14 protein-coding genes are annotated in these 15894 nt (G+C 73.7%); 1 reads left to right on the top strand and 13 read right to left on the bottom strand.

Annotated elements, in window-relative coordinates:
• Positions 1-26: 26 nt before the first annotated feature.
• The 11 genes from argG to ACLZN2_RS33965 all read right to left on the bottom strand — a co-directional run bounded on the left by argG (position 27) and on the right by ACLZN2_RS33965 (position 13167).
• The gene (gene argG, locus ACLZN2_RS33915) at positions 27-1475 is read right to left on the bottom strand and encodes an argininosuccinate synthase (protein WP_416983243.1); all 1449 of its coding nucleotides are present in this window, start codon (positions 1473-1475) and stop codon (positions 27-29) included.
• Between the two features lie 123 nt (positions 1476-1598).
• A complete protein-coding gene (locus tag ACLZN2_RS33920; protein WP_416983244.1) occupies positions 1599-3989 on the bottom strand; it encodes a SpoIIE family protein phosphatase in 2391 nt (796 codons plus the stop codon).
• A 96-nt stretch (positions 3990-4085) separates the two neighbouring features.
• Positions 4086-4757, bottom strand: a complete 672-nt coding sequence (locus ACLZN2_RS33925; protein WP_416983245.1) for a sigma-70 family RNA polymerase sigma factor — start codon at positions 4755-4757, stop codon at positions 4086-4088.
• Positions 4758-4900: 143 nt separating this feature from the next.
• A complete protein-coding gene (locus ACLZN2_RS33930; RefSeq protein ID WP_416983246.1) occupies positions 4901-5575 on the bottom strand; it encodes a hypothetical protein in 675 nt (224 codons plus the stop codon).
• Between the two features lie 127 nt (positions 5576-5702).
• Positions 5703-6926, bottom strand: a complete 1224-nt coding sequence (locus ACLZN2_RS33935; protein ID WP_416983247.1) for an MFS transporter — start codon at positions 6924-6926, stop codon at positions 5703-5705.
• A gap of 89 nt (positions 6927-7015) precedes the next feature.
• Entirely contained in the window at positions 7016-8293 is a 1278-nt protein-coding gene (locus tag ACLZN2_RS33940; protein WP_416983248.1) for an ArgE/DapE family deacylase, read from the bottom strand.
• Positions 8294-8356: 63 nt separating this feature from the next.
• Positions 8357-9766 (bottom strand): ATP-binding protein, encoded by a 1410-nt coding sequence (locus ACLZN2_RS33945; protein ID WP_416983249.1) that lies wholly within the window; start codon positions 9764-9766, stop codon positions 8357-8359.
• Entirely contained in the window at positions 9767-10477 is a 711-nt protein-coding gene (locus tag ACLZN2_RS33950) for a response regulator transcription factor (RefSeq protein ID WP_416983319.1), read from the bottom strand.
• A 221-nt stretch (positions 10478-10698) separates the two neighbouring features.
• Positions 10699-11295: an FMN reductase gene (locus tag ACLZN2_RS33955; protein ID WP_416983250.1), complete on the bottom strand. Its 597-nt coding sequence runs from the start codon at positions 11293-11295 to the stop codon at positions 10699-10701.
• Positions 11292-12383, bottom strand: a complete 1092-nt coding sequence (locus ACLZN2_RS33960) for an LLM class flavin-dependent oxidoreductase (protein WP_416983251.1) — start codon at positions 12381-12383, stop codon at positions 11292-11294. Before ACLZN2_RS33960 ends, ACLZN2_RS33955 begins: the two co-directional genes overlap by 4 nt.
• Before the next feature lie 178 nt (positions 12384-12561).
• A complete protein-coding gene (locus ACLZN2_RS33965; RefSeq protein WP_416983253.1) occupies positions 12562-13167 on the bottom strand; it encodes a TIGR03086 family metal-binding protein in 606 nt (201 codons plus the stop codon).
• 62 nt (positions 13168-13229) lie between these two features.
• Here ACLZN2_RS33965 and ACLZN2_RS33970 point away from each other — a divergent pair, with 62 nt between their 5' ends.
• Positions 13230-14051, top strand: coding sequence for an AraC family transcriptional regulator (locus ACLZN2_RS33970; RefSeq protein ID WP_416983255.1), 822 nt, complete (start codon positions 13230-13232; stop codon positions 14049-14051).
• Here the strand turns inward: ACLZN2_RS33970 and ACLZN2_RS33975 are convergent.
• A complete protein-coding gene (locus tag ACLZN2_RS33975; RefSeq protein WP_416983257.1) occupies positions 14037-14807 on the bottom strand; it encodes a TIGR03943 family putative permease subunit in 771 nt (256 codons plus the stop codon). The genes ACLZN2_RS33970 and ACLZN2_RS33975 overlap by 15 nt on opposite strands.
• Positions 14804-15808 carry a permease gene (locus ACLZN2_RS33980; RefSeq protein ID WP_416983320.1) on the bottom strand — a complete coding sequence of 335 codons (1005 nt, stop codon included), beginning with the start codon at positions 15806-15808 and terminating at the stop codon, positions 14804-14806. Before ACLZN2_RS33980 ends, ACLZN2_RS33975 begins: the two co-directional genes overlap by 4 nt.
• Positions 15809-15894: the final 86 nt, after the last annotated feature.

Raw genomic sequence — 15894 nt, forward strand, 5'->3', positions numbered from 1 at the left:
CCGGCCCTTCTTCGGCTGTGGGTGGGTCAGTCCGTGCCGGACTCCATCGCCGCGCGGTCCAGGAGGGCGTCCTCCTCGGAGACCTCGCCGCGGGAGGCGATCGCCTCGGCGCCGCCCTCGGGGAGGGCGCCGATCAGACCGGTCGCCGCGGCCTGGGCCGCGCCGAGCGCCGGGGTGGCCGTGGCGCCGAGGAGACCGAGGCCGACGTACTGCTCCAGCTTGGCGCGGGAGTCGGCGATGTCGAGGTTGCGCATGGTGAGCTGGCCGATCCGGTCGACCGGGCCGAACGCGGAGTCCTCGGTGCGCTCCATGGACAGCTTGTCCGGGTGGTACGAGAACGCCGGGCCCGTGGTGTCGAGGATCGAGTAGTCCTCGCCGCGCCGCAGCCGCAGGGTGACCTCGCCGGTGACGGCGGCGCCGACCCAGCGCTGGAGCGACTCACGGACCATCAGCGCCTGCGGGTCCAGCCAGCGGCCCTCGTACATCAGACGGCCCAGGCGCCGGCCCTCGTTGTGGTACTGGGCGACGGTGTCCTCGTTGTGGATGGCGTTGACGAGACGCTCGTACGCGGCGTGCAGCAGGGCCATGCCCGGCGCCTCGTAGATGCCGCGGCTCTTGGCCTCGATGATCCGGTTCTCGATCTGGTCGGACATGCCGAGGCCGTGCCGTCCGCCGATGGCGTTGGCCTCCATCACCAGGTCCACGGCGGAGGCGAACTCCTTGCCGTTGACGGTGACCGGGCGGCCCTGGTCGAAGCCGATCGTGACGTCCTCGGGGGCGATCTCGACCTGGGGGTCCCAGAACCGCACGCCCATGATGGGCTCCACGGTCTCGACGCCGGTGTCCAGGTGCTCCAGCGTCTTCGCCTCGTGGGTGGCGCCCCAGATGTTGGCGTCGGTGGAGTACGCCTTCTCGGTGCTGTCCCGGTAGGGCAGTCCGTGGGCGAGGAGCCACTCGGACATCTCCTTGCGGCCGCCGAGCTCCGTCACGAAGTCGGCGTCCAGCCAGGGCTTGTAGATCCGCAGGTGCGGGTTGGCGAGCAGACCGTAGCGGTAGAACCGCTCGATGTCGTTGCCCTTGAAGGTCGAGCCGTCGCCCCAGATCTGGACGTCGTCCTCGAGCATGGCGCGCACCAGCAGGGTGCCGGTGACGGCACGGCCGAGCGGGGTGGTGTTGAAGTACGCCCGTCCACCGGAGCGGATGTGGAACGCGCCGCAGGCGAGCGCGGCCAGGCCCTCCTCGACCAGCGCCGCGCGGCAGTCGACCAGGCGCGCGACCTCGGCGCCGTAGGTCTTCGCACGGCCGGGCACCGAGGCGATGTCGGGCTCGTCGTACTGGCCGATGTCGGCGGTGTAGGTGCAGGGGACGGCGCCCTTGTCGCGCATCCACGCGACGGCGACCGACGTGTCGAGTCCGCCGGAGAAGGCGATGCCGACGCGCTCGCCGACCGGAAGGGAGGTGAGGACCTTGGACATAGGAAGAGTATGCATCACCACGCATGACCATGCAAAGCCACCCGTACGGCTGTGAGGGGGGTCACATCGAGGGCGTGCCGGGTGGTCACGGCTACGGGCACACCGGGGCTCCGCGGGAAACCGCTACACGCTCTGCTCCGCCCAGATCGTCTTCCCGCCCTTCGTGCCGGGGCGGGTGCCCCAGCGTTCGGTCAGCTGGGCGACCAGGAGGAGACCGCGGCCGCCCTCGTCGTAGGTGCGGGCCCGCCGCATGTGCGGGGCGGTGCTGCTGGCGTCGGAGACCTCGCAGATGAGGGCGCGGTCGTGGATCAGGCGCAGTTGGACGGGCGGTTCGGCGTGCCGGATCGCGTTGGTGACCAGCTCGCTGACGATCAGCTCGGTGACGAAGGCCGCGTCGGTCAGCCCCCAGGCCTCCAGGCGGGCGATCACGTTCTTGCGGGTCTCGGCGACGGCGGCGGGATCGGGCCGCACGTCCCAGATGGCGACCCGGGAGGCGTCCAGGCCCCGGGTGCGGGCGACGAGCAGTGCCACGTCGTCGGCGGGCCGGTGCGGCAGCATCCCGCCGAGAACGGTGTCGCACAGGGCGTCCAGCGACCCGGCGGGCTCGGCCAGACTCCGGCAGAGACGGGAGACCCCGTCCTCGGCACGGCGGGTGCGGGTGTCGAGCAGACCGTCGGTGTAGAGGGCGAGCACACTGCCCTCGGGCAGCTCGAACTCCACCGCTTCGAAGGGCAGTCCGCCCAGGCCCAGCGGTGGCCCGGCGGGCAGGTCGAGCAGTTCCACCGCGCCGTCCGGCCGCACCAGCGCGGGCGGCGGATGCCCGGCCCGGGCGAGCGCGCACCGCCGCGAGACGGGGTCGTAGACGGCGTAGAGGCAGGTCGCGCCCACGTCCCCGGTGGTCGCCCCGTGCCCGGCGGCCTCCGCCTCGGTGGCCAGGCGGCCCACCAGGTCGTCGAGGTGGGTGAGGAGTTCGTCGGGCGGCAGATCGATGTCGGCGAGGGTCCGTACGGCCGTCCGCAGCCGCCCCATGGTCGCCGAGGCGTGGATGCCGTGCCCCACGACGTCCCCCACGACCAGCGCCACCCGCGCCCCGGACAGCGGGATCACGTCGAACCAGTCGCCGCCCACCCCGGCCCGGGCGCCGGCCGGCAGATAGCGGGAGGCGACCTCCACCGCCGACTGCTCGGGCAGCCGCTGCGGCAGCAGACTGCGCTGCAGGGTGACCGCCGTGCCCCGGGCGCGGGTGTAGCGGCGGGCGTTGTCGATGCAGACCGCGGCCCTGGCGGCCAGTTCCTCGGCGAGGACGAGATCGTCCTGCTCGAAGGGTTCGGGGCGCCGGTGCCGGGCGAAGATCGCGACCCCCAGGGTGGTGCCGCGGGCCGACAGGGGCACGGCCATCACGGAATGGAAGCCGAAGTCGCGGATGCGGGCCGTGCGCAGCTCGTCGCCGGCCACCCAGGCGGGCAGCGCGGACAGGGACACCTGACGGAGCAGGGCGCTCCCCGACCGCAGACTCTCCACCGGCGGCGAGCCCTCCGGGTACTCGTCCACCTCGCCCAGCGCGAGGACCGCCTCGGGGACGCCCGGCAGTACGGACTGGTGGGCGACCCGCCGCAACGCCAGCGACACCCCGTCACCGGCCACGGCCTCCTCCTGACTCTCCTCGAACGAGGTCAGCAGGTCCACGCTGACGAAGTCGGCGAGGTCCGGCACCGCCACGTCCGCCAGCTCCTGCGCGGTCCGGGTCACGTCGAGGGTGCTGCCGATCCGGGAGCTCGCCGCGGCGATCAGCTGGAGGCGCTTGCGGGCCCAGTACTGGTCCGTCACGTCGTGCCCGGTGGCGGCCACACCCAGCACCCGGCCGTCGTCCGGGTCCTCCACCCGGTAGAGATGGACCGACCAGGCGTGCTCACGGGCCTCGCCGGGCGCGCGGGCGTGGTTCTCGACATACTGCGGCTCACCCGTCTCCAGGGCCAGCCGCATCCGCCGCTCGACCGCCTCCGACACCGGCGTGGGGACCACGTCCGTCATCCGCAGCCCGCGCACCTCCTCCTCGCTCAGCCCGAGGGCGCGCTGCGCGGCCCGGCTGGAGCGCCGGTAGCGCAGGTCGGTGTCGTACACCGAGGTCGCGCAGGACGGGGACTGCATCAGGCCCCGCCACATCAGCGCCTCGTCCTCGGGCCCGGGACGCGACCCCTGGGACCCCTGCGACCCGGGTACGGCGGAGACGAGGAGCCAGTCACGGCTGCCGTCCCGCGCCGTGCGGTGGTGGGCCAGCACCCTGGCCGTCAGCCGCCGGCCGGCCCGGTGCCGGAGAGCGAGCGTGCCGTGCCAACCGGGCAGCGCGGCGAGCGGCGGAAGATCGCGGCCGGCCGGCTCCTCGGCCAGCAGCCCGGCCGCCGGCCGGCCCACCATCTCCTCCGCCGGGTACCCGAGCAGCCGCTCGGCACCGTCGTTCCAGCCGGTCACGGTGGCGTGCTCGTCGAGGGTGACCCGTGCGGTGAGTGCCTCCATGGCAGCTCATCTCGCTCTCCTGCGTGACGTACATCGGGCGTACGGCATCGCGCACATGTCGCACTATTGGCCCTTATTACCCATTCGTACCACTCTTCAGGCGGCGACAGGCGTGAGTTCTTCCGCCTCGTCCAGCAGGCCGGTCAGCGAGGCCCGCGCCCGGGCCACCCGGGAGCGGACCGTGCCCACCGGGCAGTCGCTGACCTGCGCCGCCTCCGCGTACGGCAGTCCGAGCAGCTGGGTGAGGACGAACGCCTCACGCCGCTCGTCCGGCAGCGCGGCCAGCAGGTCGAGCAGCACGATCCCGTCGTCGAACCCGGGCAGCCCGCGCGGCTGGGCCGACTCCACGGCCAGCTGCCAGTCGGGTACGTCGGCCGGGCGCGGCCGGGCGGAGGCGTACCGGTAGCTGTCGGTCACCGCCCGGCGGGCGATGGACAGCAGCCAGGAGCGCGCCGAGGAACGGCCCTCGAACCGGTGCAGACTGCCGAGCGCCCGCAGGAACGTGTCCTGCGCGAGGTCGTCCACAGCCTGGGGATCGGCGCACAGATGGGCGACGTACCGCGTCACGTCCCGGTGCAGCGCGCGCACGAACCGCTCGACGGCCACCGGGTCGCCCCCGCGTGCGGCCAGCGCCCACGCGGTGATCGACTCGTCGGGGCAGGACTCGGGCGGGGAATCGGGCCGGGAATCCGGACGGGAACCGAGCCGGGAATCGGGCCGGGAATCGGGGCGTGGCGGGGGACATGACGTGGGGCCAGAGGTGATCACCTGGGGTGTCCTTCTCGGTCGTCCGGGTGCCGCGGGCCCGATGGCCCCGCGGTCCGGGTACGGGGAGACGGCCCTACGGCGTCTGCGCGCACGTACGGCCGTAGCCCGGGGCGCACAGGGGCGGCCCGGGTCACCGGCTGCCGTCAGACGGCAGCGGCCCCCGGGGGCGGACCCCGAGAAGTGATCGTGTGGACGAGAAACAGCCGCGGCGCCCGCTCGGAACGGCGGCGGCGCGGGCGGACGCGCGGGCGTTCGGGCGCGAGGGGCAGGGCGAGCAGCAGCCGCAGCGGCGCCGCGAGCCGGCCGGCCACCGCCCGCAGGACGCGGAACGCGGCCCGCTCACCGTGGGCCAGCCACAGCCCGCACAGCAGCGCGGCCAGCAGGTGGGCGGCGAGCATCCCGGACGAGGAGGAGCCGACGACGCTCTCGACGGCGCCCCGGCCACCGCTCCCGGCGTGACCCGTGTGGCCCATGCCGGCCATGTGCCCCATGTCCATACCGCCCATGGCACCCATGGCGCCCATGGGCATCGCGCCCGTCTCCCCGGTGGCCGGGTCCGCGACCGTCGACTGCGCGTACTCGAACGCCCAGTGCAGGCCGGTCTGCGCGGCCACCACGACCGCGACCACCGACAGCGGCCCCCGCTCCCGGCCCGCCAGGCACCAGCCCACCCCGCCGGTCACGGCCGTGGCGGCGGCCAGGGCCCGGGCGGGGACGTGGTCGCCGGACATCAGGACGTGCCCCAGGGCGGCGAGCAGCACACAGACGGCCGCGAACATCGCGGCACGCAGCGTGCGCGTACACCACCCGGCGGTCATGGCGCCTCATCCTCGCATCCGGACAGGGACCGTCATGCGGTGGTACGCACATCCATGGGCTCGCGCTCACCGGCCGCCGACACCTCGCAGGAGGGAAACCGGCCGCCCGGGGTTCCCGAACGGGCGCTCAGGCGTACGGCGCCGGCACCGCCGGTACGTCCGCGAAGGCCCGCACCTCACGCTGGAACAGCGGCACCACGGTGGTCAGCGTGAGCGCGACCAGGCCCACCCACAGCACCGGCCCGTTGCCGAAGGCGGTCGCGGCGACCGGGGTCAGGGCGAGACCGGCGGGCTGGAGGCCGTACGTGCCGATGGTGTCGATCGCGAAGACCCGGCCGAGCATGTCGGAGGGGATCGCGCGGTGCAGGGCGCTCGCCCAGCAGACGTTGAAGACGGCGTACCCGAAGCCGGTGACGACCACCGACACACCGAGCAGCACGAGCGGCGCCCCGGCCAGCAGACAGGCCAGCTGGCCGGCGAGCAGGCCGAGCGCGAGGACGGCGACCGTGCCGGGGCGGCGCGGGGTCCAGGCGGCGATCGCCATCCCGCCGGCGACCGATCCGGCCGCCTGGAGCGCGACCATCGGCCCGTATGCCGCGAACTCGCCCCGCTCCTGAAGGATGATCGGCAGCAGCACCGCCACCGGGGCCATCACCAGCAACAGTTGGAGGGTGCCCTGCACGATGATCGTCAGGACCCAGGTCCGTTCCCGTACGGCGGCGAAGCCCTCACGGGCCTGGCGCAGCACCGAGCCGCCCGCCGCCCGGGTCCCCCGGGAGTCACCCACCCCCACCAGGGTGGCGACACTCGCGGCGAACGTCCCGGCGTCCGCCCAGAACGCCAGGTCCGCCGTCCCGACCGCCAGCAGCAGCCCGCCCAGCGCCGGTCCGGCGACCTGGCCGGTGCGGACGGTGATCGAGCGCAGGGCGTTCGCCTTCGGCAGGTCCTCGTCCGGCACCAGATCGGGGATCAGCGCCCCGAAGGCGGGGGTGAACACCCCGGCGGCGAACCCGGTCACCAGCGCCAGCAGCACGGGCACGGCGAGCGGGGCCCGGGCGGCGCCGAGCGCGAAGCACACCGCCGTGACCAGCCGGACCGCGTCCGCCCCGGCCATCACCCACGAGCGCCGCAGCCGGTCCGCCAGCACACCGCCCAGCAGCGCGGCCCCCACCAGCGCGAGACTCTGCGCCCCGAGCACCAGCCCGAGGTCGGTCTTCGAGTGCGCGGCGAGGATCGCCCCGGGCAGCGCCACCAGCGTGACCCCGTCCCCGACGGCGCTCGCCACCTGCCCGCACCACACCCGCCGGAACCGCGCATGCCGTAACACGACGGCGAACGCCGGCACTCTCACGGGGCCCCCTCCCCAACGACGCGCCACCGGCGCCCCTCACTTCATCCGCCCGCCGCCCTCTCCTCACCGCACGCGCCCCCGCCCGCGCCTCACTTCACCCCCACCGTCCGCAGCACCGTCAGCGCCAGCGTCCGGGCCACGGCGGTCACCTCCCGCACGGACACGTGCTCCCGGGCGCTGTGCGCGACGCCGATGTCACCCGGCCCGAACTGCAGCGTGGGGATCCCGGCGGCGGTGTAGTGGCGCAGGTCGCTGCCGTACGTCGCCCCGCGCTCCCGGGGCCGGGCCGCACCGGTCGCGTCGGCGTACGCCCCGGCGACGGTGTCCCGCAGCGGATGCCCGGCCGCCAGCCGCCCGCTCGCGAACTGCCCGCCCGGCCAGGTCACGACGGCGGGATGCTCCCGCAGCCAGGGATCCTCCGCGCAACGCTCGGCCACGCACCGCTCCAGCTCCGCCCGCGCCACGGCGGGGTCCTCCCCGAGCCGCACCCCGAGCCGCCCCTCCGCGACGAGCGTGTCGGGCACGCTGCTCGCCCAGTCGCCGGAGCGCAGGGTGCCGACGGAGAGGGAGTACGGGATCGGGTACTCGGCGAGCAGCGGATCGGGGTCGCGGTTGCGGTCGGCCTCCAGCCGGGCCAGGGCGCGGTGCAGCGGCAGGTAGGCGTCGATCGCGCTCACCCCGGCCTCCCGCGAGCTGGCGTGGGCGGCCCTGCCGGGCACGGTGATCCGGAAGGTCAGCGCGCCCGCGTTGGCGGTGACGACCGTGCCGCCGGTCGGCTCGGCGATCACGCACACGTCACCGCCGTGTCCCCGCCGCAGGGTCCCGAAGGCGCCGATCCCGCCGTCCTCCTCGCCGACGACGAAGTGCACGGCGACCCGCCCGCGCAGCCGCACCCCGGCCGCCCGGACCGCCGCCAGCGCGGCCAGGTGCGCCACCAGCCCGGCCTTCATGTCGCAGGCCCCGCGCCCGTGCACGAGATCGCCGGTCACCCGCGGCACGAACGGATCCCCGTCCCAGGCGGCCGGGTCGCCGGGCGGTACGACATCCACATGCCCCTGGAGGATCAGCGTCGGCCCGTCGCCGCCGTCCCCGGCGCCGCCCGCGGTGTGGCCGACCAGCCCCCACACCTCCTCACGCGGCACCTCCACACCGGGGAAGTCGGGGTGCGCGTACAGCTCCGGCAGGTCCATGGACCACAGGTCGACGTCGAGGCCGAGCCGCTCCAGCCGTCCGGCGAGATGGTGCTGCAGCTCGGACTCGGCGGCACTCCCGGTGACGCTCGGGATCGCGATCAGCTCCCGCAGCGTCCGTACGGCGTCCGTCTCGTCGACCGCCGCCAGTACGGCCTTCTCCTGATCGCTCAGCACCGTGTCCGCTCCCCTCGGTGTACCGCCTCCGACGTGGTGAGCGTCGTACGCCGACCGCCCTCGTCACAAGCCCCCGCCCACGGTGAACCCGATCACCGAGCCGCCGCCCGCGCGCCGGTGGGCGAACGGGGCGCCGCCGTGGGAGAGGGCCACCTCCCGCACGATGGACAGGCCGAGGCCGGATCCGGGCAGGGAGCGGGCGTCGGCGGCGCGGTAGAAGCGGTCGAAGACCCGGGTCAGATCGGCCTGGTCGATGCCGGGCCCGCGGTCGAGGACCTCGACGCGGACGACCCCCGGCCGGGCGGGCCCGGTGACGGAGATCTCGACGGGCGCCCCGCCCTCGCGGTCGAACTTGGTGGCGTTCTCCACGAGGTTGGACAGGGCCCGCTGGAGCATGCCCGGCCGTCCGTCGGTCGTGGTGTCGCCGCTCGCCCGGACGAGGACGGCCCGCCCGGTACGGCGCCGGGCGAGCCCCGCGACCTCCTCGGCGATGTCGGCCAGGTCCAGCTTCCGCGGGGGCTCGTTGTCGGACTGCCCGGCGGCGAGGTCGACGAGCTCGTTGACCAGGTCGGTCAGCTCACGGGCCTCCTGGGTGAGGTCGGCGACCAGGTCCTCGCGCATGGCGGGCGGCAGTTCGTCGATCCGGCGCAGCAGCGAGATGTTGGTCCGCAGCGAGGTCAGCGGCGTGCGCAGCTCGTGCCCGGCGTCCTGGACCAGCCGCCGCTGGTCGTCCTCCGACTGCGCGAGCCGGCCCAGCATGCGGTCGAAGGCGCGGCCGAGGCGGCCCACCTCGTCATGGCCGGTGACCGGCACCTGCACACCGAGACGGCGGGTGCGGGCGACGTCCTCGGCGGCCGTGGTGAGGATGACCAGACGGTGGGTGATGCGCCGGGCCAGCCACCAGCCGAACAGACCCGCCGCCAGCACCACGGCGGTCATCAGGACCAGGGTGCGCTGCTGGAGCGCCCGCAGCAGGTCCTCGGTGTCGCTGAACTCCTGCGCCACCTGCACCGCGCCGCGCCCGCCACCGAGCGCGACGGTCGCGACCCGGTACACGTCACTGCCGACGTCCACGTCCTTGTGCTCGGCCATCCGCCCGGCCGCGCCGGCCGCCGCGACCTCCCGGTCCACGGCCACCACCGGCAGCCGCGGGCTCCCACCGTCGGCCACCGTCCCATCGGCCCCGAGCACCTGCACGTTCGTCCGCGCGGGCCGCACGATGTCGTGCCCCGGCGCCGCCGAGAAGAAGTCCTCCGGCGCCATCGCGTGCCCGCGCACCTCGTCCCGCAGATCCTGCACGACCTCGTCGAACACCGACTCCTGGTCGACCCGCACCAGCCGGGCCGCCGCCGAGTACGACAGCACCCCCACCAGCACGGTCACAGCGGCGGTCACCGCCGCGAACGACACCGCGAACGTGGTCCGCAACGACACCACCCCGAGCCGCGCCGACAGCCGGCGCAGCCACCCCATTCAGTCCTCCCGCAGCACGTAGCCCACTCCGCGCACGGTGTGGATCAGCTGTCCGGCGCCCGGCTGGTCCAGCTTGCGGCGCAGGTAGCCGACGTAGACGGCGAGGTTCTTGGAGCCGGGCCCGAAGTCGTAGCCCCAGATGCGGTCGTAGATCGTGGAGTGGTCGAGGACGATCCCGGCGTTGCGCACGAGCAGTTCCAGCAGCTCGAACTCGGTGCGGGTGAGCTCCAGTTCGCGCTCGGCCCGCCAGGCCCGGCGTGCCTGCGGGTCCATCCGCAGCCCGGCCGCCTCCAGGTACCGCTCGGACGTCTGCTTCGGGGCGGCGGCGGTCTCCGACGGTACGGGGACACTGCCCGGGTTGGTCCGCCGCAGCAGCGCCCGCAGCCTGGCGAAGACCTCCTCGACGTCGAACGGCTTGACGACGTAGTCGTCGGCGCCCGCGTCCAGTCCGGCGATCCGGTCGGCGGTCTCCACCAGCGCGGTCAGCATCAGGATCGGCGTGCGGTCGCCCTCGGCGCGCAGCACCCGGCAGACCTGGAGTCCGTCGATCCCGGGCATCATCACGTCGAGGACGAGCACGTCCGGCGGCGACTTGTGGGCGTGGGCCAGCGCCTCGACGCCGTCGGCGACCGCGGTGACCTGGTATCCCTCCAGGGCAAGGGCGCGTTCCAGGGCGTGGCGGATGGCGCGGTCGTCTTCGGCGAGCAGCAGGGTGGGAGGCACGGAGCCAGTGTGCCAAGGCCTCCGGCGGTTCGGCCGTGAGGTAGGTCCTACGATCACCCTTCTTACTGGGCTCTCACCGTTGCACCGGCCGTGCCTGGGGGCTGCCGCCCCCAGACCCCGCTTCGGCCCTGAACGGGCCTCGTCCTCAAACTCCCCCAGAGGGGGGACCCCCAGACAGGCTGAAACACACCTCGGCCGGCGCTCGAGACTCACCTGCTGGAGATCGCCGCCAGCTGCTCGGCGAACGGCACGACCTCGAAGGCGTCCTTCGCCGGCTTCGCCGGACGGACCGCCGACAACCCGCCCATCAACGCCGCCAGCTCCCCCGCCGCCCGCTCGATCCGCTCCGGCAGGCCCTGCGCGCCCCAGTCCTCCGAGGCGGCGTAGACGGCGGTCGGTACGACGACGGCCCGCAGGTGAGCGAAGAGCGGCCGCAGCGCGTGCTCCAGGACCAGCGAGTGCCGGGCGGAGCCGCCGGTCGCCGCGATCAGCACCGGCTTGCCGGTCAGCGCGTCCGGGTCGAGGACATCGAAGAACGACTTGAACAGCCCGCTGTACGACGCGGAGAACACCGGGGTGACGACGATCAGTCCGTCGGCGGAGCCCACCGCGTCGAGCGCGTCCGCCAGCTTCCGTCCGGCGAACCCGTTGGTGAAGTTGTGCGCGATCTCGACCGCGAGGTCACGCAGCTCCACGACCTCGATGTCCACGGGTGTCCGCGCCCCGACGGCCCCGGCGAGCCGGTCGGCCAGCAGCCGGGTCGACGACGGAACGCTCAGTCCCGCCGAGACGACGACGAGCTTCATGCGACGGTCTCCTTCTTCTGCGCGTCGGCGAGCAGGGACGCGTGGGTCGGCGCCTCGGGCACGTCCGCCGGACGCCCCTTCGCGAACTCCTTGCGCAGCACCGGTACGACCTCCTCGCCGAGCAGGTCGAGCTGCTCCAGGACGGTCTTCAGCGGCAGCCCCGCGTGGTCCACGAGGAACAGCTGGCGCTGGTAGTCGCCCGCGTACTCGCGGAAGGCGAGGGTCTTCTCGATGACCTGCTCGGGCGTGCCGACGGTCAGCGGGGTCTGGTCGGTGAAGTCCTCCAGGGACGGCCCGTGGCCGTAGACCGGCGCGTTGTCGAAGTACGGCCGGAACTCGCGCACCGCGTCCTGGGAGTTCCTCCGCATGAACACCTGGCCGCCGAGGCCGACGATCGCCTGCTCGGGCGTGCCGTGCCCGTAGTGGGCGTACCGCGAGCGGTACAGCTCGACCATGCGCTTGGTGTGGTCGGCGGGCCAGAAGATGTTGTTGTGAAAGAAGCCGTCGCCGTAGTAGGCGGCCTGCTCGGCGATCTCCGGAGACCGGATGGAGCCGTGCCAGACGAACGGCGGGACGTCGTCCAGCGGGCGCGGGGTGGAGGTGAACCCCTGGAGGGGGCTGCGGAACTTCCCCTCCCAGTCCACCACGTCCTCCCGCCACAGCCGGCGCAGCAGGGCGTAGTTCTCGATGGCGAGGTTGATGCCCTGCCGGATGTCCTGCCCGAACCAGGGATAGACGGGACCGGTGTTGCCGCGCCCCATCATCAGGTCCACGCGCCCGTCGGCCAGGTGCTGGAGCATCGCGAAGTCCTCGGCGATCTTCACCGGGTCGTTGGTGGTGATGAGGGTGGTGGACGTGGAGAGGATCAGCTTCTCCGTCCGCGCCGCGACGTACCCGAGCATGGTGGTCGGCGAGGAGGGCACGAACGGCGGGTTGTGGTGCTCACCGGTCGCGAAGACGTCCAGCCCGACCTCCTCCGCCTTCAGCGCGATGGCGACCATGGCCTTGATCCGCTCGCGCTCGCTCGGCGTACGGCCGGTCGTCGGGTCCGGCGTCACATCGCCCACCGTGAAGATCCCGAACTGCATGGTCGCTCACCCTCCAAGTTGTTGACCGTTCAACTATACCCGTTGAACGGCCCCCGCTTCCGGGCTATTCCCGCCGGCTTGCGCAGCTGCGGGCAGTCGTGCCGCTGGGGCGGCACGGGTGGGCGCAGCGGCACCCCGCCACCGGACCCGCACCCGCCCTCGAACCCCCGCCCTCCCGTCACCCCTTCCACCCGTAGGGATCCCTCCCCGTCCCCGCCAGCAGCCGCTCGAACGCCGACGCCCCCTCCGGCACCGCCACCGGCTCCCCGAACACCCCCATCCGCCGGGCCGTCGGCGCCAGCTCGGCCACCGCGCCCAGCAGCACCTCCACCACCGCCTCGTCCGCCGCCGGGTACGCCTGCCCCGTCGCCCGCGCCAGATCCCACGCGTGCACGGTCAGATCCAGCAGCGCCATCGACCCCACCAGCCGCGCGGGCAGGTCCATCGCCCCGGTCGTCCCCTCCTCCGCCCCCGGCGCCGACCAGGCCGCCACCAGCCGGTCCGCCTCCACCACGAACCCCTCCCGCCAGTCCGGCCTCTCCCCCACCCGGTCGGGCATCGCCCCGCCGAAGTCCGCCGCCTCCTTCACCGCCAGCCGCTGGAACTGCTCCACCACCTGGAACACATGGTTGACCAGGGCCTTCACGTCGTACTCCGCGCACGGCGTGGCGGCGGCCAGCGCCCCGTCCGGAATCCCCCGCACCACCGGCACGGCCCGCTCCCGCGCCCTGCCCAGCAGCTCACCCATGCTGTATGTCGTCTTCGCATTCGTCTGCGTGTCCATGCCCCGACCGTAGGGACACCGGATCCCGCCCTTCTTGAAGAAACGCGACGTACGATCCGACCATGGCCGCACCGCGCCGCGACACCCGGGGGATCGTCGACCCGGCCGGGCTGCTGACCCGTGTGCGGTTCCGCCGCCACCTGCCCGCCGAGCCGCTGCGCCGCCATGTCGAGACGTACTGGCTCATCGACTGGGACCTGCCCGAGCCGTACGCCTCCCACGTCGTCCCGCACCCCGCCGTCAACCTCACCTTCCAGTGGGACGAGGACGAAGGTCCCCCGTACGGCGAGCTGACCGGCGTCGCCCTCGGTCTCTACACCCGCAAGCTCACCGGACGCGGCCGGGTCTGCGGCGTGAAGTTCCACCCCGGCGGCTTCCGGCCCTACGCCCCCGCTCTCCCCGTCTCCCACTGGACCGGCCGCGCCCTGCCCGCCCAGGACGTCTTCCCGCAGGCCGACGCCGACACCGCCCGCTCGGTCGTCACCCAGGCCGACGACCGCGCCCGGGTCGCCGCCCTGGACGCCTTCCTGCTCTCCCTCGGCCCCGAGCCCGACCCCCGCGCCGACCGCGCCGTCGAACTCGTCCGCCACATCCGCACCGACCGCACCGTCCGCCGCGTCGACGACCTCGCTCACGCCGAGGGCCTGTCCGTGCGGTCCCTGCAACGCCTGTTCGCCGCCTACGTGGGCGTCAGCCCCAAGTCCGCCATCCTGCGCTACCGCTTCCACGAGGCACTGGAAGCGGCCGGCACCGGCGGCGACCTGGACTGGGCCGCCCTCGCCGCCGACCTCGGCTACGCGGACCAGGCCCACCTGGTACGGGTCTTCAAGGCGACGGTGGGTGTGTCACCGACCGCCTACGCACTCGCCTCAGCCAAGGATTAGCGCGTCCATGTACGCGTTGGACGGCTTGCGCACCTTCTTCAGACTGCCGGCGTCCAGGGCGACCGCCGCCGACGAGGTGCCCAGCTTGCCGCTCGGATGCCAGGTCCCGGTGACCGTCACCCAGGTGTCGGCCTTCGGCACGGTGTCGCCGTACACCCGTACCTTCAGCGTGGTGGAGTCCGCCGCGCAGCAGCTGATGAGGATCCGCGTCAGATACCAGCCGCCCCCGTCGGCCGGTGAGACGAACCCCGTCAGCCGCACCGCGCGCCCCTTGATCGCCCGGCTGCGGTCCTGCTGCACCCGCTGGGTGAAGTCGGTCAGCGTGATCGGCAGCGGCGAGGTCGCGGGCAGCGGGTCGAAACCGTCGTCCTGCACCGCGACGACCTTGGCCGGCTCCCGCGAGGCCGTGTACGAGCCGAGCGCGGGCGGGGCGTAGAACAGCAGGCTCAGCACCGGCAGGAACAGCAGCCAGGCGACGCGCGGAACACCGGAGTGGTCATGTCCGTGACCATGACCATGACCGTCACCCTGCACCCCGCGATCCTCGCGCTCCCCACGCACCTCGCGCGCCTCCCGCCGCCAACGCCCCGCCACCGCCTCCAGCACCCCCAGCCCCACCAGCACCACCCCCGACCCGATCAGCAGCCACCGCATCCCCGGCTTCACGAACCGCAGGTACTCGTCCGTGAACAGCGAGGTCCGCAGCAACCCCAGCCCGCCCAGCACCAGCAGCGCGACCTGCACGAACCGCTTCACAACAGCACCCCTCCCACGACCGCGCTGCACACCACCGCGACGACGGCCGTCGCCGAGGAGAACCGGACCGCGAAGGCCCGCCCGAACGTCCCCGCCTGCAACGCGATCAGCTTCAGATCGACCATCGGCCCGACCACCATGAACGCCAACCGCGCCACCGGCGAGAACCCGCTCAGCGAGGCCGCCACGAACGCGTCCGCCTCACTGCACACCGCCAGCACGATCGCCAGCGCCGCCAGGAACAGCACCGACAGCCACGGCGAACCCGCGAACACGTCCAGCACCGACCGGGGCACCGCCACATTGAACGTCGCCGCCGCCATCGCCCCCACCACCAGAAAACCCCCCGCGTGCAGGAAGTCGTGCTGGAAACCCCGCCGGAACTCCTCCCACCGGCTGTGCCCCGCCTGATGCCCGGTGTGCCGTACGGCAGGCCGCAGCCACTCCTCCCGGCCCAGCCAGAGCCACAGCCAGCCCATCACCGCCGCCGTCACCAGCGAGGCCAGCAGCCGCGCCAGCACCATCTCGGGACTGCCCGGGAACGCCACCGCCGTAGCCGTCAGCACCACCGGGTTGACCGCGGGCGCCGACAGCAGGAACGCGAACGCCGCCGCCGGAGTGACCCCCCGCCCGATCAGACTGTTCGCCACCGGCACCGACGCGCACTCGCACCCCGGCAGCACCACCCCCGCCGCCCCCGCCACCGGCACCGCCAGCGCGGCCCGCTTCGGCAGCAGCCGGCCGAACACGGTCGCCGGCACGAACGCGTTGATCGCCCCCGACAGCGCCGTACCCAGCAACAGGAACGGCAGCGCCTGCACGGTCACCGCCAGACACACCGTCCGCCAGGCCTGCACGGCCGGCTCCTCCAGCCCCCGCCCCACGAGCACCAGCACCGCCCCCGGCACCACCGCCGCACCGAGCAGCAGCAGAACCCAGTGCCGAGGAAGCCCCCGCGCGGCCACCCCCTCGGTCTCCTGCGCTGCCTCACTCGCCCGCATCCGCTCGGCCGCCTGCGCCTGCCGACGGGCCTGCAGTACGCCGAACTCCAGCGTCTCGGAGTCCGGTATGCCGGAACCCCGTCTGC

Source organism: Streptomyces sp. T028 (assembly GCF_048159505.1).
GTDB lineage: Bacteria > Actinomycetota > Actinomycetes > Streptomycetales > Streptomycetaceae > Streptomyces.

What these genes read in the sequence shown, in the direction of transcription:
- argG (WP_416983243.1), bottom strand. Translation starts at nt 1,475, where the DNA reads ATGTCCAAGGTCCTCACCTCCCTTCCGGTCGGCGAGCGCGTCGGCATC.
- ACLZN2_RS33920 (WP_416983244.1), bottom strand. Translation starts at nt 3,989, where the DNA reads ATGGAGGCACTCACCGCACGGGTCACCCTCGACGAGCACGCCACCGTG.
- ACLZN2_RS33930 (WP_416983246.1), bottom strand. Translation starts at nt 5,575, where the DNA reads ATGACCGCCGGGTGGTGTACGCGCACGCTGCGTGCCGCGATGTTCGCG.
- ACLZN2_RS33945 (WP_416983249.1), bottom strand. Translation starts at nt 9,766, where the DNA reads ATGGGGTGGCTGCGCCGGCTGTCGGCGCGGCTCGGGGTGGTGTCGTTG.
- ACLZN2_RS33955 (WP_416983250.1), bottom strand. Translation starts at nt 11,295, where the DNA reads ATGAAGCTCGTCGTCGTCTCGGCGGGACTGAGCGTTCCGTCGTCGACC.
- ACLZN2_RS33960 (WP_416983251.1), bottom strand. Translation starts at nt 12,383, where the DNA reads ATGCAGTTCGGGATCTTCACGGTGGGCGATGTGACGCCGGACCCGACG.
- ACLZN2_RS33965 (WP_416983253.1), bottom strand. Translation starts at nt 13,167, where the DNA reads ATGGACACGCAGACGAATGCGAAGACGACATACAGCATGGGTGAGCTG.
- ACLZN2_RS33970 (WP_416983255.1), top strand. Translation starts at nt 13,230, where the DNA reads ATGGCCGCACCGCGCCGCGACACCCGGGGGATCGTCGACCCGGCCGGG.
- ACLZN2_RS33980 (WP_416983320.1), bottom strand. Translation starts at nt 15,808, where the DNA reads ATGCGGGCGAGTGAGGCAGCGCAGGAGACCGAGGGGGTGGCCGCGCGG.